The 21,542-nt window shown below is 64.6% G+C and carries 23 protein-coding genes and 2 pseudogenes; 19 read left to right on the top strand and 6 right to left on the bottom strand.

The annotated features are described in order from the left end of the window. Positions 1-153: 153 nt before the first annotated feature. Complete coding sequence (locus AIIKEEIJ_RS29100; protein WP_072815229.1) at positions 154-516, top strand: helix-turn-helix domain-containing protein; 363 nt, start codon at positions 154-156, stop codon at positions 514-516. On the opposite strand, the gene AIIKEEIJ_RS29095 is transcribed toward AIIKEEIJ_RS29100, so the two are convergent. The 3 genes from AIIKEEIJ_RS29095 to AIIKEEIJ_RS29085 are packed head-to-tail and all read right to left on the bottom strand — an operon-like array spanning position 513 to position 2,664. Continuing rightward, positions 513-1,070 (bottom strand): hypothetical protein, encoded by a 558-nt coding sequence (locus tag AIIKEEIJ_RS29095; RefSeq protein ID WP_225223363.1) that lies wholly within the window; start codon positions 1,068-1,070, stop codon positions 513-515. The two genes, AIIKEEIJ_RS29100 and AIIKEEIJ_RS29095, sit on opposite strands and share 4 nt — an antisense overlap. A gap of 20 nt (positions 1,071-1,090) precedes the next feature. Then, positions 1,091-2,173, bottom strand: coding sequence for a hypothetical protein (locus AIIKEEIJ_RS29090; protein ID WP_083583901.1), 1,083 nt, complete (start codon positions 2,171-2,173; stop codon positions 1,091-1,093). 2 nt (positions 2,174-2,175) lie between these two features. Then, positions 2,176-2,664 carry a hypothetical protein gene (locus AIIKEEIJ_RS29085; protein WP_161997136.1) on the bottom strand — a complete coding sequence of 163 codons (489 nt, stop codon included), beginning with the start codon at positions 2,662-2,664 and terminating at the stop codon, positions 2,176-2,178. Positions 2,665-3,339: 675 nt separating this feature from the next. Between AIIKEEIJ_RS29085 and AIIKEEIJ_RS29080 the strand changes: the two genes are divergently transcribed. The 9 genes from AIIKEEIJ_RS29080 to AIIKEEIJ_RS29040 all read left to right on the top strand — a co-directional run bounded on the left by AIIKEEIJ_RS29080 (position 3,340) and on the right by AIIKEEIJ_RS29040 (position 10,190). Then, positions 3,340-4,281: a ParA family protein gene (locus tag AIIKEEIJ_RS29080; protein ID WP_338021032.1), complete on the top strand. Its 942-nt coding sequence runs from the start codon at positions 3,340-3,342 to the stop codon at positions 4,279-4,281. After that, on the top strand, positions 4,278-4,661 hold the full coding sequence (locus AIIKEEIJ_RS29075) for a ParB family protein (protein ID WP_161997135.1): 384 nt from the start codon (positions 4,278-4,280) through the stop codon (positions 4,659-4,661). Before AIIKEEIJ_RS29080 ends, AIIKEEIJ_RS29075 begins: the two co-directional genes overlap by 4 nt. Before the next feature lie 176 nt (positions 4,662-4,837). Beyond that, positions 4,838-5,830: a DUF2637 domain-containing protein gene (locus tag AIIKEEIJ_RS29070; RefSeq protein ID WP_161997134.1), complete on the top strand. Its 993-nt coding sequence runs from the start codon at positions 4,838-4,840 to the stop codon at positions 5,828-5,830. A gap of 186 nt (positions 5,831-6,016) precedes the next feature. Next, positions 6,017-6,244, top strand: coding sequence for a ribbon-helix-helix domain-containing protein (locus AIIKEEIJ_RS29065; RefSeq protein WP_161997133.1), 228 nt, complete (start codon positions 6,017-6,019; stop codon positions 6,242-6,244). 215 nt (positions 6,245-6,459) lie between these two features. Next, positions 6,460-7,674 (top strand): helix-turn-helix domain-containing protein, encoded by a 1,215-nt coding sequence (locus tag AIIKEEIJ_RS29060; RefSeq protein WP_161997132.1) that lies wholly within the window; start codon positions 6,460-6,462, stop codon positions 7,672-7,674. Positions 7,675-7,708: 34 nt separating this feature from the next. Beyond that, the gene (locus tag AIIKEEIJ_RS29055; protein WP_161997131.1) at positions 7,709-8,497 is read left to right on the top strand and encodes a hypothetical protein; all 789 of its coding nucleotides are present in this window, start codon (positions 7,709-7,711) and stop codon (positions 8,495-8,497) included. Positions 8,498-8,655: 158 nt separating this feature from the next. Continuing rightward, positions 8,656-9,234 (top strand): recombinase family protein, encoded by a 579-nt coding sequence (locus tag AIIKEEIJ_RS29050; RefSeq protein WP_161997143.1) that lies wholly within the window; start codon positions 8,656-8,658, stop codon positions 9,232-9,234. 330 nt (positions 9,235-9,564) lie between these two features. Next, positions 9,565-9,831 (top strand): hypothetical protein, encoded by a 267-nt coding sequence (locus AIIKEEIJ_RS29045; RefSeq protein ID WP_072815214.1) that lies wholly within the window; start codon positions 9,565-9,567, stop codon positions 9,829-9,831. Positions 9,832-9,872: 41 nt separating this feature from the next. Next, the gene (locus tag AIIKEEIJ_RS29040; RefSeq protein WP_072815215.1) at positions 9,873-10,190 is read left to right on the top strand and encodes a hypothetical protein; all 318 of its coding nucleotides are present in this window, start codon (positions 9,873-9,875) and stop codon (positions 10,188-10,190) included. Positions 10,191-10,455: 265 nt separating this feature from the next. On the opposite strand, the gene AIIKEEIJ_RS29035 is transcribed toward AIIKEEIJ_RS29040, so the two are convergent. Continuing rightward, the gene (locus tag AIIKEEIJ_RS29035; RefSeq protein WP_139281969.1) at positions 10,456-10,698 is read right to left on the bottom strand and encodes a hypothetical protein; all 243 of its coding nucleotides are present in this window, start codon (positions 10,696-10,698) and stop codon (positions 10,456-10,458) included. Positions 10,699-10,909: 211 nt separating this feature from the next. Here AIIKEEIJ_RS29035 and AIIKEEIJ_RS29030 point away from each other — a divergent pair, with 211 nt between their 5' ends. The 8 genes and pseudogenes from AIIKEEIJ_RS29030 to AIIKEEIJ_RS28990 all read left to right on the top strand — a co-directional run bounded on the left by AIIKEEIJ_RS29030 (position 10,910) and on the right by AIIKEEIJ_RS28990 (position 16,815). After that, positions 10,910-11,815, top strand: a complete 906-nt coding sequence (locus AIIKEEIJ_RS29030) for a hypothetical protein (protein ID WP_072816358.1) — start codon at positions 10,910-10,912, stop codon at positions 11,813-11,815. Further along, positions 11,742-12,728: pseudogene (locus AIIKEEIJ_RS33380) on the top strand (DNA-methyltransferase). The gene AIIKEEIJ_RS29030 and the pseudogene AIIKEEIJ_RS33380 overlap by 74 nt, the downstream one beginning before the upstream one ends. Then, a pseudogene (locus AIIKEEIJ_RS29015) lies at positions 12,626-12,892 on the top strand (hypothetical protein); the annotation flags it as partial. The pseudogenes AIIKEEIJ_RS33380 and AIIKEEIJ_RS29015, both read left to right, overlap by 103 nt. Before the next feature lie 266 nt (positions 12,893-13,158). After that, on the top strand, positions 13,159-14,055 hold the full coding sequence (locus tag AIIKEEIJ_RS29010) for an AAA family ATPase (protein ID WP_161997130.1): 897 nt from the start codon (positions 13,159-13,161) through the stop codon (positions 14,053-14,055). 52 nt (positions 14,056-14,107) lie between these two features. Beyond that, positions 14,108-14,524 (top strand): hypothetical protein, encoded by a 417-nt coding sequence (locus tag AIIKEEIJ_RS29005; RefSeq protein WP_161997129.1) that lies wholly within the window; start codon positions 14,108-14,110, stop codon positions 14,522-14,524. Beyond that, positions 14,524-15,027: a hypothetical protein gene (locus AIIKEEIJ_RS29000; RefSeq protein WP_161997128.1), complete on the top strand. Its 504-nt coding sequence runs from the start codon at positions 14,524-14,526 to the stop codon at positions 15,025-15,027. The genes AIIKEEIJ_RS29005 and AIIKEEIJ_RS29000 overlap by 1 nt, the downstream gene beginning before the upstream one ends. A gap of 16 nt (positions 15,028-15,043) precedes the next feature. Beyond that, positions 15,044-15,898 (top strand): CBASS oligonucleotide cyclase, encoded by an 855-nt coding sequence (locus AIIKEEIJ_RS28995; protein WP_161997127.1) that lies wholly within the window; start codon positions 15,044-15,046, stop codon positions 15,896-15,898. After that, the gene (locus AIIKEEIJ_RS28990) at positions 15,895-16,815 is read left to right on the top strand and encodes an S-4TM family putative pore-forming effector (protein ID WP_161997126.1); all 921 of its coding nucleotides are present in this window, start codon (positions 15,895-15,897) and stop codon (positions 16,813-16,815) included. The genes AIIKEEIJ_RS28995 and AIIKEEIJ_RS28990 overlap by 4 nt, the downstream gene beginning before the upstream one ends. A 103-nt stretch (positions 16,816-16,918) precedes the next feature. Here the strand turns inward: AIIKEEIJ_RS28990 and AIIKEEIJ_RS33800 are convergent, their stop codons facing one another. Further along, positions 16,919-17,560 carry a ScbR family autoregulator-binding transcription factor gene (locus tag AIIKEEIJ_RS33800; protein ID WP_161997125.1) on the bottom strand — a complete coding sequence of 214 codons (642 nt, stop codon included), beginning with the start codon at positions 17,558-17,560 and terminating at the stop codon, positions 16,919-16,921. A gap of 332 nt (positions 17,561-17,892) precedes the next feature. Next, positions 17,893-18,357, bottom strand: coding sequence for a hypothetical protein (locus tag AIIKEEIJ_RS28980; RefSeq protein ID WP_161997124.1), 465 nt, complete (start codon positions 18,355-18,357; stop codon positions 17,893-17,895). Positions 18,358-18,439: 82 nt separating this feature from the next. Here AIIKEEIJ_RS28980 and AIIKEEIJ_RS28975 point away from each other — a divergent pair, with 82 nt between their 5' ends. Then, a complete protein-coding gene (locus AIIKEEIJ_RS28975; RefSeq protein ID WP_338021031.1) occupies positions 18,440-20,275 on the top strand; it encodes an LGFP repeat-containing protein in 1,836 nt (611 codons plus the stop codon). Positions 20,276-21,542: the final 1,267 nt, after the last annotated feature.

Genomic DNA, 21,542 nt, shown 5'->3' with positions numbered 1-21,542 from the left:
TACGTCTCTATCACAATAGTAATATTACCGTGGTGATAGGCAATGGGCGCGGAGGAGTCCCCTGGCGGCGATTCTGATCGCCGCCGGGGTGGTTGTAGATTTGACGAGCCCGGTTCACCTGGGCCGTTGTTGATTCCCGATGAGGAGGTGGGCGTGGCGACATTCGCCGAAAAGCTCCGCTATCTGATCGACAATGTGCACCCCAAAGACCGAGGCCCGTTCACCATGAACGAGATCGTGGATGGCATCCGGCGCAACGGCGGCTCGATCACCCAGGGCTACATCTCCATGCTGCTCAACGGCCAGCGCCCCAACCCCGGACTCAAGGTCGCCCAGGACCTCGCCGACTTCTTCCACGTCCCGCTCCAGTACTTCGCCGACGACGACTCGTTCGAGCAGGCCGTGCGCTACATCTCCTGGGTGCAGTCGCTACGAACGAACGACGTGGCATCCGCCGCCCGCGCGTACAACCCCTATGACACCGGCGTCGGCACCGACGAACCGAAGCGCCCCTAGGAGACGAGGTTCGCGACCGCGAGGTAGGTCAACGGGGCGATAGCCAGTCCGGTGGCCGCACCGACCGCTATCTCCCTGCTCGTGTGATGCCCCAGTTGCATCCGGGACCAGGCGATGGCCGGCGCGAGAGCAAGCCCTGTCCACCACCAGGGGCTGAGCCCGACCGCGAAAATCGCTACGACGCCGCACCACACGCCCATGTGCACCGACGCCTTGATGCCGACCATGCTCGTCCAGACAGCGACACTGACCAGAGTCGCTATGGCCGCACACGTCAACGCGATCATCTCGACCGGGCCCTGCGCGACGAGCTGCACCACGAGAGCTGTGACGACCAGGGCAAGTATCGCGAGGATCAGACCATGCCGTTCCGAATGCTCCGTTACGTGATGGTTCCCGATGCGCTCGCGCACCATCCCCCACACGATCAGCATCATCGGCAGCACCCCGGCGAACAGCGCGACGAAAGCCCCCCACCCGGGGTGTCCGATCAGGATGCCGAGCGTCAGGCACGATGCGACATTGACCGTCCAGGGCGCAGCGATTTCGGTCAAGCCTCTGGCTACCACATCCTTCAACGCTGCAACTCCACCTCACCGGAAGCGCGAAGCACCTCGAACGCCTTACCGACTGCCCGCACCCACTTCACCGTGTCGGTCCCGCTAGGGGGTCGCAGCCCGTCGACCCCGACGCCCCCGGATTCACCGGTGCACACCCATCGCGCGATCGACTCCGGTGTCGCCGGCCTGCCCCGTTCCGGAAGCCCGTCCTCGTCGGCCTGCATCGACAGCGCGTCGAGCACTTCACTCGCCCGATCCGATACCTGCCGAGCCGGAACGAGCGCAGACCACGATTCCCGCATGACTCCGGGCCAGCGCTGCTTCACCAACACCTGGTACAGCTCCGCGAAGTCCCTCCGCTGCGACCGGCCCATGAAGAACCTCTCGATGGACGCCCACGTAAAGCCCAGCATCGTCAGCACAGACCCCACCAGCGCCAGCTCGGTCGACACATCGAACACGTGGGTGGAGGGTTCAACCCACCCCGCACGGGCAGCAACGATGTACCCGGCGCGCATCCACGCATACACCGACAGAACGGCGACCCCCACAGCCACGATCGCCAGACCACGTCCGGCGGGAGTGCCGAGATCCCAGCCGTGCACCACCACCACCGTGATGATCGTGCACAGCACAGCAGCTACGACCATCACGAAGGCCGCGGACTCCGCATAGCCCGGCAGATGACCGTAGAGCTGATCGAACTGGTAGCCATCTCTCGCCTGCGGAGCATCAGCTGCGCCGAGAAACAGGACCACAGCCACAACAATCGCACCGACCGTACCCAGCGATAAGGGTCCTACCCAACGGCGTTGAGCACCTGCGTCATGGACGCACAGCGCCACCAGGAGCAACGCTGCCCCCAGACACATCCCCAGGAAGAGGCCTTGCTTCACCGCCGATGCGGCATTGGCAACGCCTATCGCGTTGCTGACGAACCGATCGACCGGCCCCACGTTGACGGTCGTGTGCGCTGCCATGCAGACGAAGACCACCGCGATCCCGAGCGCCAGAACCGAGTGCGATTGACGCCATCGGCGCACCCTGGTGAAAGCGACCCACCACAACAACACCGACAGAACAATCGTCGAGTACACCGCTACAGCGCCTCGTTGAGCAACGACCGAATGCGGGCCGATCTGGCGATGCCGGCCCCCGAGATCCGCCGGCACAATTCCGCACCGAAGGCCTCCGCTTCCTCCTCCTGTCGGCGTTCACGCTCGTCGGGGCAGTGTCCCTGCCCGTACTTGCGAAGCATCATCCGGGCCATACCGTGCCATTCGGGCGGAAGAGTCCGGCGCGCCGTGTCGTGGGCCGAACGTCCCTCATGCCCCATGAGAATGTGGCCGAACTCGTGGCCGATTGCGCGGTCCAAGTGGGCAACCCACGGGGCGTGGAGAATCTCGTCCCGGTCGGGATGGTTGTTCCAGAGCGCGAAGACGCCAGGGCCGAGCTCGGCGTTCTTGGTCACCACGAGGGGACGACCGCGTATCCGCTCGATCGTCGGCACCAGACCGAGAACGGAGGCCGCTTCGTCCCCCCGCGCATGTGCAAGCAGCTCACTGACTGCCCCCGCCACCGGGCCCACAGACGCCTCCTCCATCTCGGCACCTCGATTCCCCTCTCGGAGAACGCGGCGCACACACATCGATTCGAGGGGAGCGCAGCAATCACTTCGACTGCCGCTCCCCCGACTCCCCATCGACGACTCCGGAACTCCGACCGGCCGGTATCGTACCGACTGACACCACCCCCGTACCCGTGATGCACGACACCGCATGCGCAGGTTCCCCCCGGTATCCACCTTCGCCCCCACCGCGAGATTCACGAATAGGCCCCGGCAAGGCCGGCCGGACCAGCAATACTGGCATTGATGCGGAGACCCCATCGAAATGGCATTACAGGCAATTTCGCTGTAGCCGGCCCGTGCACGGAAGGCGCCAATGCCGACAGTGAACATCATCGCCATCAATACTTGCAATTGCTCGACCACGCAGGATCCTCCGAGCCGGGGCGATCGCCCCGACTCACCTTTCCACCTCCTTGAGCAGCGGGTACGCAATACCAGCAATGCCGGTATTGCCGTGGAGTCTGCCTGATGCAAGTAATACTTGCATTACGGTGATACCTGGTAATGTTCTCATTGCCAGCAATGATGAGTCGCCTACAACCCTCTGGGTGACACCGATTCACCAGGAATGCCGGTTTTGCTGGCAAAAGAAGCAAAGACTGCATTGATTGCTACGACAGGAAGGGAAGTGCAGTGGTCACACGCGAGAAGGTGTCCCTCAAGCGCGACGCCATGGCGCTACGACGAGTCGTCGCGCTCATCAACAGCAAAGGGGGAGTGTTCAAGACAACACTGGCATCCAATATCGGTGGCCTACTCGCCGCTTCCGACTACAAGGTTCTACTCGTCGATCTCGACCCTCAGGGTAACGTCGCCGAGGATCTCGGCTACACCAACACCGAGCTCGACGACGAGGGACGCAACCTTGCGCAAGCACTCGCATTCGGCGGCCCACTCGAGCCGGTTCGCGATGTCCGGCCAAATCTCGACGTCGCTCCCGGCGGGCACCACCTCGAAGCAGCAACAGCAGCACTCACCTCGAGAGCATCCAAAGACCCAGCAGGAGCGAAACTCGCTCTTGCAATGGCCTTGGCACCGATCGCGCACCAGTACGACATGATCCTGCTGGACTGCCCACCCGGCGACGAAGCGTTGCAGACGGCAGCTGCGGCCGCAGCACGATGGCTTCTGATCCCGGTCAAGAGCGATGCATCCAGCCGCAAGGGCATGGCCGGCGTGATGAACCGCCTCAATGCGGTCCTCGCTGACAATCCCGACCTCGACCTTCTCGGCGTTGTGCTCACGGGTGTCGGCACGTCCGCAACCAAAGTTCAACAGAACGCTCGAGACGCAATCGCTGAGGCATTCGGTGGCAGCACCGACGCCATCTTCGACAAGACGGTGCGGCACTCCGAAGCCACCGCGGCAGCAACACGAGAACGGGGACTGCTCGTCCACGAACTCGACGACGTGGTTCGCAACGGACCCAAGTGGTACGAGGTCCTGCGCGGGGAGGCTCAAGCTCAAGCCCTCGCACCCCAGTCCTCCACGTCCGTTGCGGACGACTTGGTGGGCATCACCGAAGAGGTCGTGCGCCGCATGACCGCAGCAGAAGCCGAGGAGGCAGCATCGTGACCGAGCCGCGCCGGAAGCTCTCAGGTCTGCCTCGCGTCTCGTCCGGCGCACGACAGGTCACGGGAGATCTGTCCGGGTTGCAGGCAAAGCACCGCAACGTTGCACCACCCGCGCAACCAGTCGAGCAACCTGCTGAGCGACCCGAGAAGAAGCAGAGCAACAAGGCGGTGACAGTGTACATCGCCCCGACGGTGTACACCCAGGCCCGCCTCGCCTTCAACGCCACACGCACAGCCGAAGCCGACCGCAACTGGTCACAGTTCGTCGAGAAGGCCATTGCGGAAGAAGTCCGGCGACGGTCCGAACTGCACAACGGCGGGAAACCGTTCGAGGGAGTCGATGCGCCCCTTTCTCCCGGTCGACCGCTCGCTGACACCTGAAGCCAACCAACGCTTTCAATGCCTGTTTTGCTTGCATTCACAGGAATGACGGGCGTCCTGCAAGGAATTGCCGCTCCGCAGGACGCCCTGACCAGGAAAACCACCAGATAGGAGATCCCCAGGTCATGTCCGACGATACAACCCAGTCCCAGGCCCCGTTGCGCAGGAATCGGCCGATGAGCCACTCGAAGATGCTGGCCATCGCAGCAGTTGCAGCGATGGCGTTGTTTCTCGCAGCGCTGGCGTTCACCCTCTCGTTTGATGCGTTGCGCGCTCTGGCGATCGAGATCAACGTGCAACCAGGGCGGGCGTGGATGGCACCGGTTGCCATCGATGTTGCACAGGCTGCTGCAACGGCCGGCTATGTCATCTTTCGGGTGTCCGGCAAATACAACTACGCCCGCCTGTACTGCATGGCACTGGCGATCGTCACCGTCGCACTGAGCGTGATCGGCAACGCCTACCACTCGTGGCAGATGGCTGATCGCAACCTCGCCCGCGTGGCAGCGGGGGAGGATCTCGGTTTCATCCCGCAAACCCCGTGGATCGCGGCAATCATCGCGGCGATCTTCCCGCTGTTGTGGCTGGCGTTGTTCCACCTGTTCACGATGCTGTTGCAGGTTGTCCTCGACGAACGCGCCCAGCACCGGGCCGTCGCAACGGACGAAGATCCGGTGCAGCACCGTGTCAACGTCGAGGATGAAGCATCCGCCCTTGGTACCCCTTGGGACCACGAGACCGGCACTACCACGAGTGTGCGCCGTCCGGAGTTGCATCCCGCTGAGGAAGCGGTTGCGCCTCTGCCGGTTACGAAGGCGTCCGAACGCAACGATGCAGACGGGGCAGGAACCGCCGTTGCCGTTGCCGAGAACACCCTGCCTCGCTCCGATGGTGCGACTTGCAACGGCTATCCGCAGACCCGGGACGGGTTGCTGCGATTCCTCGAAGATTCGGATTCCCACGAAACCGTCAAGATCGTGGCGTCGATGCTCGTGAGCGAGCCGCAACTGAAGCAGATCGACGTTGCGCAACGGTTGAAGATCGACAAATCCACCGTCAGTCGCCGCTGGCGGCAGTTCCGGGACGCCGCCGAAGCCGAGGGATTTTCGGTGCCACCGTTGCCCACGGCCGAAGCAAGCGAGCGCAACCGGGAAACCGAGCGAGTCTGAACCACTGGGCCGGCCTCGGTGCGCACCGAGGCCGGCCCAGTGCAGCCTCCCGGAGCCCAACGACTGGTCAGCTGGAATCTCGCGCACGGCGCGACACGCCGAACCCGAATAGTGTCCGACGCACTGTGGCCCAGCGGTGTAGGGTCATGCCCGCACACAGCGAGTCGGGGGAGGACGGGGAGAGGTATGGCGACGGAGCCGAAGCCACGCAAGTACGCACCTCACACCAAGCGAAAGCTCCGGCTGAACCCGAACAGTGAAACGCCCGAATCACCACGTCGTTCGGTGCGATTCCCCGATGTTGTGGACGAAGAGCTCGAAGCGCTCTCCCGCCAGACAGGACTCACGGTGTCGAAGTTGATCCGCCAGGCAGTGGACAACTACCTCGCCGAAACCCGGCAGAAAGCGAGCTAAGCCCCAGAAAAAGCCGAAACCCCCCGGTTGGCAGCCGAGGGGTTCAGCAAATTGAAGATCAGATACACACTCTCAAGGGAGAGGATCCCAAAGTAGAGAAGCACGTACCTGGCCCAACACACCGGTAATGCTACAGGTTCTTTGAACACCTGACTACTTTGGGACCCATCCCAAGACGGGCGTGTCTCCGGTCTTCCTCCACGAGAGGACCCAGCATGACCACCGCCCCGCCCGAAAGCAGCGGCAGCACCTTTCCCGATCGGTCGGACCAGACCAGCGACTCTCTTCCGGAGAACTCGCGGCGGTTCGTTCTAATCGACCTCACCGTCCTCGAAGAGTACGACCTCAGTCCACAAGCCTTGGCTCTGTATGCGCACCTGAAGAAGTTCACCGACCACCACACGGGGTGGGCCTGGCCGAAGAAGGAAACCCTCGCCGAGCGCCTCAGGATGCGCCAGGGAAGGTCCGTCGATCCGTACATCACCGAACTGCGCGAAGCCGGCCTCATCCACGACGTCCGCCCCCGGTTCTGCAATCCCGCCGACAGGCGTGACTGGGTTCTCGACAGGCCGGACAAGGCACACCCCGAGCAGACGTCCAACCTCTATGTCGTGAACATGAGCCCCGCATCCCCGCAGGTCGCACCGGGGTGCGCCACAACGCAGGGGGGGGGTGCGCCACAACGCACCGGGGGGGTGCGCCACAACGCAGGCGAACAAGAACCACCTACCAACAACCCATCACCAACAACCCATACAGAGATCTCTTTCGGTTCGACCTCCGCGGAAACGACCTCGGGCGCAGCTGCCGCCCCGCCCGGCGAATTCTCGGCACGGTTGATCGAACGCAAGCGCCGCACCGGTGAGACCACACCGAAGCCGATGCCGCTGCACCCGCAGTGGCAGCCGAACAACGCCAACCGCGCCACCGCGAAGAAGCTGGGGGTACACCTCGACCTTGCGGTCGAGCAGTTCCGGAAAACCATGTCCACACCCGGCCAGAACCGGCGCTGCTGGGGAAGCGCGTTCACCAAGTTCCTCAAGGCCATGTCCGAGCCCGACACCGCACCGTTCGGCGTCTCCGCCGACGAACTACGCACCACGGCGATCAAGCAAGCATTCCCCAGCGCACAGCCCCATACGCAGTCCCGCACCGAGCCGACACACACCGCCGAATCGTCCAGCGAACCGGAGACCCGCGACGAGCACGCCGAAACTCCCGCCACGGCTCCGACCACCCGTCGATCCACCGACATCGACGGCCCCCACCAGCTCAAAGCCCTGATCTGGACACTGGAGGACGACGGGTACCGCGGCGCGAGTGTTAGGGATCGGGTGCGAGAGCTGTTCGAGGACGGCACGCCCACGTTCGCCATCGCCAAGCTGGTCAAGCAGCAGTTCGTGCCCGAACCGGAACCCCTCACCGCCTAACACCCGCACCGATACTGGAGTAGGAGGGGGTTCCGTGGCAGATTCCGCGCATGAGGCAGCACGCGAGTGGGTCGGTGACCAGCTGCGATACCCGCAGCGTCTACCGCGCACCGCGATCGTGGTGAATTGGAGTTCGGTGCCGCAGCCGGTGCAACGCAGGCTCGAAGAAGTGGTCCGCGCCGGGGGGTCCATCGACTACAGCAGACTCCCGCGCCGGCGGTGGTGGCAGGGCCGTGGCCTCGGCCTCAGCGCCGACGAGGTGCGAGTGGTCGAGTCGGCCGCAACCTCGTTGCGGTGGCCGGCCACTCTCGACAACGACGAGACCCGGTTGCTGACCGTGGTGGAGGGGATCGTCGATCGGATCGCAATGCACCCGGCCTGGCAGCATCCGGTTGCATATGGGCACCGCTCGGTTGTCGCCCTGCACATGGAGTTGCACGACTTCGCTGCAACCACCTACGAGTTGCTGCAACTTCGCTGCGCAACACCGGAGGTGCCTGCCCACACCGGCCCCGACTCCTACGTGCGGCAGGAATGGGATCGCCGGCAGGTCGCGTTCGCGCACAGTCGCTCCGCGCTCATCGAGCGGGCCGTCTCGCTTCGTCTCGTCGAGCAAGCCCTCGACCGGGTTCATCGGCTGGCCGAAGAAAGGCGGGCCGCCGAGGAGCTGGCCGTGGGAACCCTTGTGATAGACCGTCTCTCCCGGCATCTAGCCGCCGCCGATGTCGCCTCCCTCAACGCGCAGATCACTGCGAACGATCTGGACGCTGCGGCCGCGAACCTCCGGGCACAGATCGCCTACCTCTCCACCGTGGACAGCTGACTCGGGAAGCGGACGACTGTTGCGTCCTGACACGAACAGTTCTGCCGCGCCACTGGCTACGCCACCGGCTTGCCACCGGATAACCACCGGTAGCTTCCCGATCCAGAAGACGGGGTCCAATCTTCAATGTTGTCAACTGAACTAGAGTGAGCGCCGTGATGGTCGGATACGCCCGAACCGGCGAAGGATCAGACGAGAACGAGCAACGAGCACAGCTCGTATCCCTCGGCGTCGCCCCGCGCCGTATCCACATCGACACCGGACTGAAGGGCACCAGACACGAGTTGCCGAACCGCACCGGCATGCTCGATGCGTTGAATCCCGGTGACACGGTGGTAGTCACCAGCCTGGAACGGCTCGCCCGTTCCGCCGCCGAACTGGGCGAGGTCACCGCCGCGATCCGCGACCGGCAGGCCCGCCTGCGTGTCGGCGGCACCGTCTACGATCCCGCAACCGAGACGGGACGAACGGCGTTCGAACTGTTCACCAGCATCTTTCCCGCGTTCGAGGCCGGCATCTACGAGCTGCGTCTGACCGGACCGCGAGAGCAAGCCAAGGCCGCAGGCCGATACCCGGGAGGTCGACCGAAACTCACCGCCGAGCAACGCCAGAGGATCTACGAGCTGTACATCTCGGGCACCGAGACCGTCCCCCAGCTACAGAAACGCTTCGGCCTCAGCCGAGCCGGGGTGTACATGCAGATTCAACGAGAGCGGAACCGGCGGCAGAGTCGTTAAAGCGTGTCGAACAACCTCGGTGAAGTGGTTCGGCAACGCCCTTCTCGGGCGTCGTCGGTTCAAGCCGCGGGTACGGCCGGAACGTCGGTTCCCACGTCGTCCAGGTTCGTTTCACCGTGTTGAAGAACCCGCCCCGGGGCCTTCAGTCTATCTCCGCACAGCTCGCCCGACCACGGGCACACAAACCCCGAGTCCGGCCAACACCCGTCAAGTCAACCCCGCGGAACTGGCGTTTCACGGCACCAGCGGGTTCCAGTGCCGACACACGACGTCCCACCCAATACCTATTGTGTAGTACACAAATAGCCAATTCTGTAGTACAGTATTACTATGGCGATCAAGTGGACCGAGAGTGCCCTCAAGCACGGAATCGACATTGAGGACGCGAAGTATGCCATCGCGCACGCCGAGTACATGGAGGCCGAGTTCGACGAGCCGCGGCCTCCATCGACGATCCGGCCCACCCTGTTCATCGGTCCTCAGCGCCGACTGGGAGCGCCGTGGCTCGAAGTGATGGTCGAGGTCGGTCGCCGCGACGTGACGATCTTTCACGTCATGGAGGCCCGCAAGAAGCACCTCGAACGGTTGGAGGACTGATGCAGCCGGATTCCATGCGGGCGGCAGGAATGGAGGAAGCAATGACCAAGAAGAAGACCTACGAGGACGCGGCTCGATGGGCGGAGGACGACATGGTCCTCCCGGAGAACTCGAAGACGGCGCGACGGGGCTCAGCGGCCGCCGAGGTGGGGCGAGCGCTGCTGGCGCGCGCGCACGCCGGACGCCCGAGTCTCGACCCCCACGCCGAGCCCGGCACCGAATCGCCCAGACGGCAGGTTCGACTTCCGATCGCGGTCAGTGAGCAGGTCGACGCGATCGCGCAGGCGCAAGGCCGGCGAGCGGCCGAGGTCATGCGGGAGGCCATCACGTTGTACGTCAAGGACAACGCAATCCGCTGAGACGCACTCGTCGGTGCGCCAAGGCCCAGTCCTCAATCCCGGGAAGGCCCCGCGAACTCGGCCTCGACACGAGACATCGACTTGGACGATACCGGAACGGACGGAATCAAAGAAATTCCGAATCCGGCATCAACTCCCCGAACGCGCGGGCGCCCCGGCCTCTCCCCCCGACGCCGGGGCCGCTGACCTTTTGTAGTGGTCGGGATGAGGGCCGGGGGCCGGTCGCCGGTCCCCCGCTGTGTCCGGCGTCCGGGGCGGGAAACGGTTATCGCCGCCATACTCTGACCTGGTCGGTGGCGAGTAGTGGCCCGCCGGCCGGGCCTTTGAGGTGCGATTCGATCCAGACCGGTCGTCGCTGCGAGCGCTGTGGGCCGTGTGGTTGCTGGCGCCAGTGGCCGCGTACCACCCATCGGTGCCGGTATTCCCGTCCGTTCCCTGTGCCGCTGCCGTCGCCGGTGGTGTCGATGGTGTGGTCGACCGCGGCGCGCCGCAGGTCGACCAGGGTCACGCCGTGTCCGCTCCGTGGCATCGTTCCGCCGGTGCCGGAGCCGTTCACAGGGTGGGCGCGGGGCGGGCGCGGGGAGGGGGGCGCCCCCCGCGCCGCCGCGGCGGCTTTCCGGGTGTCCGAGACCCGCCAATCGTACGTATCAAGTAAAGTACGTTACGAAACGTTATGGTACGATTGTGGGGACATCGACCGGCGGAAAAGAGGTAGGGACGTGGGGGACGCGAAGGGTGGGCGGCGGCGTGAGTACGCCTCCGACGCCGAGCGGGTGCGGGCCTGGAGGCAACGGCAGAAGGACAAGGCCCGCGCCGACCAGCAACGGCAGGCGACGCCGACCGATCCGGCCTCGGCGATCACCACGCTCACCGAGGCGGTCCCGCTGTTGCGGCAGGAGGCCGCCGCCGCCGTCGACCGCCTGGCCGAGGTGGCCCGCTCGATCACCGCGGCGACCGAGCTGCTGGCGGACCCGGCCGCGCTCGATGCGCACCTGCGGCGGATCCAGGCCGACGCCGACAAGGTTCGCGCCGATGCCGGCGTCGAGATTGCCGCCCTGCGCGAACAACTCGGCACCGCCCTCGACGACCGCGCCGACGCCGACGCCGCCGCGGCCGCCGCCGAGACCGCCGCCGCCGACGCCACCGCCCGGCTCGAGGCCGCCCGCCGGGACCACGAGCAGACCCTGCACCGGCTGCACGCCGAGCATCGGGACCGGCTCACCGCCCTGACCGCCGAGCACGCCGCGGCGACCGAGCGGTGGCAACGGCAGCTCGACCAGGCGCAGCAGACCCACCGCGCCCAGGTCGCCGACCTCGAGCACCGGATCGGCGTGCTCACCGCGCAGGCCGAGGACCACCGCGACCAGCTCACCCGCCTGCGCGCCGACGCCGACAACGCGGCCGCGGCCGCCGCAGCCACCATCGAGCGGCTCGGCGCCGACCTTGCCGCCGCCCGTGCCGAGACCGCCGCCGAACGTGAGCGCACCGACCGGGTCCGCGCCGACCTCGAGGCCGCCCGCACCGAGGCCGCGGCCGCGCACGCCCAGGCCGATGCCGCCCGCGAGCGCGCCGACGAACTCCGCGCCGAGCTGCGCGAGGTGCGCACGGCCACCCAGGCGACGTGATCGGCCCCGTTCGTGCAGGTCACGCCGTCCCCCCCCCCACCACGGCAGCAGGACACGCGCCGCAGCCGCCGGCGCCCCGTCGGAAGCGGCTGTCGCGCAGCGCTCACCCACCTGCGTTACGAAAGGCGATCTACATGCCTTGCAGACGGCGGTGACCAGTCCGCCGAACTTCAACCTCCACGACTACGACGGTCGGGACGGGCAACTCGGGAGGGAGTCGAACCCGGAGGCGTACGTGGGCACGCTCGTCCGCGTCTTCCGGCAAGTCGCGCGGGTGCTGCGCCGCGACGGCATGCTGTGGGTCAACATCGGCGACACCTACGCCGGGCACGCAGACGCCGGCACGGCCGGCCGCGGGCACCGGTCGGGGTGATCGCCCGACGGGTGAACACCACCTCGGTCGCCCCCGCAAGAGTCTGCTCGGAATCCCGTGGCACCTCGCGCTGGCGCTGCAGGCGGACGGGGTGGTTTCCTGCGCAACGAGATCATCTGGCACAAGCCGAGCGGCACGCCGGAGTCGGTGCGTGATCGGCTGACCCGCCGGCACGAGCACCTGTTCCTGCTCACCCGCAGCCGGTCGTACTTGTCGACCTGGATGCGATCCGGGACGAGAACGGCTCCAACCCGGGCGACGTGTGGCGGGTGCCGGTCCGGCCGTCGAAGGCGAGCCATTTCGCGATGTACCCCGGTCGATCTGCCGCAGCGGTGCATCGCCGCCTCGTCGCGGCCGCAGGACATCGTGCTCGACCCGTTCTCCGGCATGACCACGACCGGCTCGGCTCGGCTCGATCGACCCCGTCTACTCGAACCGTCGTCGCCGCCAAGGGGTTCGACTCCACCGGCAGCAAACTCACCGACGCCGTCCGCGAGATCGAGGAAATGGCCGATGTGCGCCTGCCCCGGCAGTTCATGATCGCGGTCATCGACGGCATCGGCTGGAAATCCCGGCAGGCCGACCTGCGCCGCATCCACCAGCTGTGGGTCGACCAGCAGATCGACGGCATGTACACCCTCGCCACCCTCGACCGGTTCCGCCACGACCTCGAAGACGCCGCCCGGCTCCGACGACTGCTCTGACCCTGGACTCCGGGCAGCACCGCGAGAGTCGGACCGTACCGAATCCGATCACGACGTGGAAACAGCTTCCCAGTAGGGAAGGCAACTGCCGCCTGCAATGCTTGACCTGGCCGCTAACGCGACGGTGACCAGAGACGGAATCCCCTTTCGGTCATCTTGCGAGCCCCTTCTGTGTCGGTAGTCCATGCCATGCTCGACACTCGGCCTGGCAGCGCGGCGCCTCGTCGTCTTCACCTGCCGCGCTGCTCAACTGTGGAGGTGATGAGATGGATGTAGCGGAATGCGTGGTCCGCAACGAACTGGTGCCGCTGCCTCGGTACGAAGGATTGTGGGACTCGATCGTGGTCGATCGATCCGTGAAGGATCGGCTTCTGCGCGCCGCGGTATTGAGTCTGGAGTTGCGGACGACGCTTCCGTTCCACGTCACTGCGCTGCATGGTTTGGCGGTGCTGACGGGTCCCCCCGGGACCGGGAAATCTACGCTCGCGCGCGGACTGGCACAACAAATGGCTGCCGTGGTGGGTCCCAAACGTGCCCGCCTGATCGAGGTGAACCCCCATGGGTTGATGAGCGCGGAGCACGGACAGAGCCAACAGCGGGTGACGAAGTTGTTGACAGAGATCATTCCTGCGCTGGCCGACGACGGGGTACCGACGATCGTGTTGTTGGACGAGGTCGAGTCCATGGCCGTGGCACGGGGAGCGGCTTCCCTGTCTGCGAACCCTGCAGATGTGCATCGAGCAACAGATGCCGTCCTGACCGCTCTGGACGAGAACACCTCCCAGTTCCCACATCTGTTCACTGTCGCTACAACCAATTTCACGTCCGCGCTCGACGAGGCGTTTCTCTCCAGGTCCGACATCACGGTGCTGATGCCGCTGCCGGACGAAGAGGCGGTCCATGCGATCCTTACCGACGCACTGCAGGGTTTCGCGACCAAGTACCGGGCTCTGGGCGCGTTGGCGGGGGATCCGCAACTGCGGAGGGTCGCGGCCCACTTGGCCGGTCGTGACGGCCGGACTGTGCGAAAACTCGTGACCGATGCGATGCTGCGCCGTCTCGAGGTAACACTCGATCCGAACGAACTGAAAATCGAAGACCTACTTGCGGCCGCGGAAGCTGCTGTGTTGGACGAGCTGGAGGCAGAGCATGCAGCGCAGTAGGACAATCGCCGGATCTCCGGTCCGTACGGCCGCAGACGCGTGGAGCAGAGTTGTGCAGCTGCTTGCAGACACGCTCGAGCGGAGCAGCGCTGTTCCCGAGGGATCTGTGGCCGCCAGCCTCGACAAGCTCCAGGGAATCGGTTCCGCGCTTGCCGCGGGCGGCTATCTGGACCAGGTGCCGCTGGTTCTCGTCGATGACGGCATGTACGTCTCGATCCGAATCGTCAGAGGTGACAACGCGTTCACCGTGGAGGAAAACCTCGATCCTATTCCCGGAGGTGCCTCGGCCACCAACGGTTGGATGTTGCATATTCCTTCCCCTGACCATCTCGAAGGCGCACTAGAGTCCGCCGCCGCCGACAACGAACACGTGTCGACAGCTCCGGCCCCGACCTACCAGGCCCAAGCGCGGACCCCCTCGACCGCAACGATCGACGCCACCGCGTTACGCAGAGTGGGAGGTAACTGATGAGTACGTCGACCTCCACCAACACCTACACACGAGCTCACACAGCCACGCATCTGTCGGACGTGATCCTGTCGTCGATCGCCGACATCCTCGCCACCCTCGGAATCGAGGCCAGTCGTCTCTACCAGAGCTGGGATCAAGATGCCGCAGCAATCGCCGCATGGATCACTGAAGGGTCCCTCGCGTCGGTGTCAGTGGAATGCCACCACTCCGGGACTGTCGATCCGATTTTCGAGTTCCCGGTCTCCTATACCGCGAAGGGTTTCGGGGATCGCGGATTCACCGCTGACAACGCCTCCATGCTCAGATACCTCGCGAAGCTCAAGGCTGTACCTGCTGGTACCACGTTCAAGCTCTTCTGCGCCTTCAACGGACCCCGCACCCCGCAACCGGGCTGGAGCCCGGGGTCGAGCGCGTCCACGGCAAACCTGAGATCACGAACCATCGGAACACTGGCCACGGCCCCCGACGCGACCGCTTCGGCCCGTGTGTACATGAGCTGACTGAGAAGGAGTTCCCATGGGGATGGTCGACACGGCGTTCGCCGCACTGAAAAGCAACCTCGAGATCACTACGTCTGAACAGAACCTTGCACAGAGCCGCCACAAGCTCGTCCGCGACCACGTCCGCACACGATGGACCCTGACGGATGACTTCTTGACGGGCAGCTACGACCGGCACACCAAGACCAAGAAACTCAAGGACGTCGACATTTTTGTGGTGATCGACCCGGAAGGCCCCCAAGCGTACCTCGCCGAAGGCACCGGAACGGCGGCCGTAAGGGCACTCGTCGAAGTCTTGTCCACTCGATGGCCGGATGTCACTGGCGACGATACTGTCGCCCTGATTTCGTATGCCGGCGAGGACGTCGCCTCGTACGAGGTCGCACCGGCATTCGCCACCGAAACCGGCTTCCGCATCCCGAACGGCGTGGAGTGGATGGATACGAATCCGCACGAGCACGCGCGCATGGTGACCGAGAAAAACGCTGCTTGCGACGGCAAATTCGTTCCGCTCGTGAAGATGCTCAAGGCCATCAACAGGGAAGCCGGGGAGCCCCTCAACCCATCCTTCTTGATCGAGGTCATGGCCCTCGACCTTGTCGAACCCAGGCTGGGGCGCTACCAAGACGAGATCAGGTTCTTCCTCGCCTCTGCCGCGGACCAGATCGTCGACGACTGGCCTGACCCCGCCAAACTCGGAGGCGATGTCAACGCCGGTGTGCCTGCCTCGGAACGTACGGACCTTCAACGCGTACTCCGCTCATGGCTCCAGATTGCCGAGGAGGCGATTCTCGCAGAGTCCGAAGGGCAAGAAAAATCGGCAATTGAACTATGGCGCAGTCTATTCGGCGGGAGGATGCCGCGTCCATGAACGCTAGAGCGGTACAGGACATCAACGATCGGCAGAACGATGTCGAGCACATCAGACTCCTTCAAGCTGCTGATGTGGAGCACGCGAAGGCCCAACGTGTCGAATCGGCGCGTTGGGGTGTGGCACTCATTCTCAGTGTGGCGGGCCTAGCGGCCGTTCTCTTCCCGGACTTGAGAGTTGCCGCCGTGATTATCGGCGTGGTGTTCGCTGTGCTGACGGAGATCGTCTGGCCCCTTGTGACGAAGAATTCCAACAATCGCGCAGTGCTCATCCAAGAGCAGTTCGATACCTCGTTGTTCAAGATACCCTGGAATCCGGACCTAGGACGCCCGGTTCCTCTCGTGGACGTCGCGGATGCCGCAGCGCGGTACGGAAAGGGAGATAAGCGGAACTGGTATCTCGATGTACGGGGCATCCCTTCGCCCATCGCAGAGACGCTCTGCCAGCGAGAGAACCTGATCTGGGACGCTGACCAGCGTGAGGCGTGGGCCTGGAGGCTCGTCGCAGGCCTGTCGGCATGGCTCGCTGTTGGTTTGATCGTCTCTCTCGCTGCGCAGTGGTTTGTGTGGCAACTCTTGGCCTGGTACATCGCGCCCACGTTGCCCGCAGCAGCCCTCGCCCTGCGGAGCCTTGTGCAGCAGCGGTCCGTCGCTCGAACCAAGATCGAACTCCGCGAGCGGATCGATGACGCGCTACAGGGCCTCACCCCCCACACCGCTTCGCCGGAGAGACTCAACGAACTGGCAGAGGAGCTGCGAACTCGGCAAGACAAGATCTTCAGGTCCCGTCTCGACTCCGCCCGTGTTCCCGAACGTTTCTATAATCGACTTCGCCGCCGGTACGAAAGCAATCATCAAGTCGAGGCCGAGCACTTCAAGGGCATTTGGGCTGGTGAACGATCTGAGGATGCCACTTAGCCGTGCCAGTGGTTGCCCGCCACCGATGAGGCCGGCCGGCCGCGGGAGGGCAGGAGGGCGGCCCGGCGCAGACGGGTTGGGGCGGATTCCGAGGGAGTGGAGTTCAGGCGACGGGGATCGGGGGTGCCCAGCGGGCGCGGCGTACCGTGTCGCGCCGGTCGGGGTCGGCGACGAGGGTGGGCAGCAACAAGTCCCACAGCTCGTCGATCCGCCGGGGCAGGTCGGGGCGGTCGGGGAGCAGCCCGGACAGCTGTTGAATGCCGGTGAACGCCCCGATCACGAATCGGGCCACCGCATCCAGGTCCAGACCCTCGCGTAGATCGCCGTCAGCGGCGGCGCGGTCGAGCAGGGTGCGGCAGGCGGTGATCCAGTCCCGGTACGGGTGGACGGGGGTGCGGTCGGCGAGTTCGGTGGACAGGCGCAGCCCGGCCCGCACCAGCGCGCTCTGCTGTAGTTGCTCGCCGAGGGCGTGGCTGAGCATGACGATCTGCTCGAGCGCCGCGGCGTCGGTGGCGGTGACCCGCTGGACGAGGGCGATCGAGCGGCGGTGCTGTTCGTCGATGATCGCCGCCACGAGGTCGTCCTTGGAGCGGAAGTGGTAGTACAGCGCGCCCTTGTTCGAGCCGGCCGCGGCGACGATCTCGCCCGTGCTGACCCCGTGATACCCGGCGGCGGCGAACAACTCGGCCGCGACGGTGACGAAGTGGAACCGGGTGACCCGGCCCCGGTGCTGCGTGGTCCCCACCACCCCTCCTCCCGCCCGCCTCGCGGCGCCGTTCCCTCCGGATCCCGGTAGCGGCCCCCACGTCCGACCGCCCGGACAGCCTACGGGCAGCGGGGAAACGCACCTTGCGCCGCCGTCTCCGCCGAGACCCTGAGCGCCTGGCCTATCCGCCCCCGCGCGGACGGACCGGGGCAGCGTCGGCGCCGAGGTCGGTGCCGACCGGCGTCCTCGGGGGGTCAGGGACTCGCGTCGGTACCGGGGCGAGGCCGCATCACAGAACATACCGGTCAAACGGTTTATGTAATGAAAGCGTTATCCGATACCAGTGTGGTTGGTGGGAAACCGGTTAGGTTTCAGGCAGCGATGGCGCCACCGCTGGTCCTTGTTCCTGCGAAAGACGGTAGGTCTTGAATGGAATCGCTCCATCGCCGTGCCCCGCGCACGCCCGGACGCCGGTGGGCCGCCCGCTGCGTGCTCGCCGGCACGACCGCCCTGCTGGTCGCCACCGGCCCCACGACGGTGCTGGCCCAGCCCACCACCACTCCTGTGGCTCCGGCCACTACGACGCAGTCGGCCCCGGCCACCACGACGCAGTCGGACTCGGCGCCGGCAAGCACACCGGACCGCGCGCCGGCCGCCACACCCGCGACCGCCGCACCCGAGGCCGGCGCGGATCCGTGCGCAGCCCCCACCACGCCCGCGGCCCCGACCACCACGACACCGACCACCACGACGTCGGCAACGGCCCCGCCGTGCGAGACCACCCCACCGGCCGTGCCCGCGCCGGCGGCGGTCCCGACCGCAGAGTCGGCGCCCACGCACGGCCGGGAGACAGCCCGACCCGAGACGGCACCCGCCCCCACCCCGGCGCAGGCACCGGCGGTCCCGCCGGCGGAGACGGTGGCGCCGCTGCCGGCCGAGCTGCGGCCGGCCCCGCCGGCCGCCGACCAGCCGGTGCCGCCGGACGATCCGGCCCGCTCGTCCAAGACCGCCGAACCGGACCCGGACTGGCACCCCACCGAGAACCCGAAATCCACGCTGGTGCCCGGGCAGATGCGCTCGGACCGCGAAGAGGTCCCGGCGCCGTTCACCAAGGAGGACGCCGACAAGGCCGAGATCGCCGAGGCAGGCCTGAGGTCCTCCCGCAGCCTGACCGCTTCGAGCTGCCAGGTCTACTGGCCCTCGTGGTTCCAGGTGTGCGGGGCGATCCGGGACAAGTACAACAGCCTCGGTGGGCCGGCGAGTTTCCTGTCGTACCCCACCAGCGGGAACATCGTCAACCCCGGAGGCACCGGCGAGCGGGTGACCTTCGCCAACGGCCCGATCTACTGGTCCGCCGCCACCGGCGCGCACCCGGTGGTCAACAGTTTCCTCAACCGCTGGGGGATCCACGGCTACGAAGCCGGATGGCTGAAGTACCCCACCACCGACGAGGTTGTTCTCCCTGATGGTGGTCGACGGCAGGAGTTCCAGGAGGGCGCCATCTACGTCGCCTTCCAGAACGCGATCGGCTCCGCCATCCGCAACGGACCGCTCCGCGACAAGTACAACTCGGTCGGTGGCTTGGCGCCGGGGGGCACTCTCCTCGGCTACCCCATCCAGGACCAGATCGGCCTGCCCGACGGTCAAGGCCAGATGGACCGCTTCGAACGCGGGGTCATTTACTGGCACCCCGCACACGGAGCACATCCAATCAGTGGCCCCCTCCTCACGCAGTGGGAACGAGCCGGCTACGAGCAAGGTACCTACGGATACCCAATCTCAGATCAGGTATCGCATCCGAATATTGCCGTGGAGCAGCAGTTTCAGAACGGGCGTATCTATTCGCCTGGGCTCCAGCTTCCGCTGGGAACGACAGGCCTGTCACTTTACTTCGGGGTTCCCTCTGCGGCCCCGCTCCAGCCAGCCGCTCTCTCAAACGGCATCGTCTTGCACGGCGACGGACTTGACGTGAAATTCCGTCCGATGGAATCGAATGCTGTCGAGATCGGCCTCGATATCACGACAGCGCAAGCTTCAAGCACATTCAAGCTGGCCCTGGCACTCCCCTCGGGCTACACCCTCCAGAGCGGAAGCGGACGTGTTAACCTCCTGAGCCCCACTGGCGTCGTACTTGGCGCAGTAGGCCACCCCATCGCTGTCGATGCTGGCGGGCAGCTCGTAAATGTCCAGGTGTCTGCAAGCGGTGCTGAGATCACTTACCAGTTCGCGCCGTTCACAGCCTTTCCTATCCAGTCTGTGTCGGATAGCGTTACGGAAGCGCCAGGCAAGATCGCAGATCAGGTTCAGCGATGGTGGGGAACTGGAATTCAGCAGCGCCAGGTTTGTGAAGCAAATCCGGTCGACTGCATGCGCGCCAAACCATATGTTGATGTGTCTATCAAACAGGCCAAAGAGGCATTTCCCGAGAGGAATGGTGAGGAAGACAACCGGACGGATGCTGCTCGTCACTGCATGTGGATGGGCTATAGCACCGAGCGAGCCAATGCGGATTTTGCCAGGCAGATGGGGACGGCTCACGAACTCGATGTCCCAGGGAGTGAGGAAGCTGGGATGATGGACAGATACAACAACAAGACGGGCATTGATGTCGGTCTACGAAACGAGGACAACCCGGATGGAATCCATACTACCTGCGTTCAGTACGCGCGAGAAGCCCGGATTGTTCCTGACCCCCGGACGATCGATCTGTCCAACCCCAACACCAATGACTTGATCGCGCTACGCCATCCGTAGATGCTGTGCGAGGGGTGGTCAATCGGGGGCATCTCGATTGACCACCCGGGTGTATCAAAGGCGCCCACCGCAAGTTGTTCTAAGGAGGCGAATGGAGGAGAAGTGAACTTACCGCGCAAGTGGTCGACACTGGAATTAGCAGCACTCGCCGTAGCAGTAGTCGCCATTACGGCGATGGTGGTGGCGATTGCTAGATCTATCCGGGAACCGGAAAACTCCCAGTGCCTCTCGGTGGACACGTCAGTAACAGATCAAATCATAGGCAGGTCAGTGATCGGCGGCCTTACGCCATTGGCGTCCGTTGCGGTGGAGGACCGATGGATCCGTAGCCGAGTTTCGGTTCCATACGAGCATTACTACGTTGTGGCGATCAGGTTCAGGACAACCGAAGGGTTTATTCGAGAGGGACTATGGGGACTAGGTGTCAATTGGAACGTGCAGAATAATGGGTCTATTGCAATCGTCCACCCGGCTGATGATCAAAATTTCTCAATTTCACACATTGACAGAGTAGCTCAGGATTCCACGGAATGGACACCGATCGACATGCCATTCTCTGATGGAGGGGAGTCTGCTCGGGCGGCTCGCGATTGCCTGGTCGAAATAGGTAACCAATAGACAGGATTGGACTTTCGGATGGGTGATCTTCCGGACGGTAAGAAATTAATTAGCGCTCGTCGATTTGTGGGAGTCGCACAGTGCATATTGGGCGCGATACTCGGATGCCTGTTCTGGATTCTGGTTCAAAAGGTATCTCCAGCAATCCAGAGTGTGCTTATCGATGAATGGGTAGTCCCGGGAGTCCCGGCGATAACGGCAGCCTTAGCAATTCATTATTTGTGGCCTAATTTAAGGCTGCTTGCATGGTCGTTTGCGGCCGGAGTGTTTCTGTTTGCGCTCATGTTTACGATGTTCATGGGAGCGGGGGGAAGTCCTGTTATGACAATTTGATACAACTTGCGGAGCGCACGAAGGTAGATCCTGATTTCTATAGCTATCCGCAGGTGTCGTATGTGGGCGCCCGGAGAAGTGCGCCGGCATGTGATCGCATTGCGCGTTATCGCGGAGTCAATCGTGTATCTGATTACGCAGTCCGGAATCGTCACATCTTTCTATCCTAATAGCAGGTCTCCGGGTCTCACCCGAGTTGGCTCACGTTTTCGGGATGATCGACGGCTCACGTCTGTGACCTGCTGGTTCTCGTCGGGATCGGTCTCTGATTTCACGCACTAACGGCTCTGGTTCTAGGCTCGGCGAGTGGTGTTTG

This window comes from Rhodococcus sp. YH1, from assembly GCF_009939605.1.
GTDB lineage: Bacteria > Actinomycetota > Actinomycetes > Mycobacteriales > Mycobacteriaceae > Rhodococcus > Rhodococcus aetherivorans.
The sequence above is the reverse complement of the archived record's forward strand: the minus strand, read 5'-3'. Positions and strand labels throughout refer to the sequence as shown.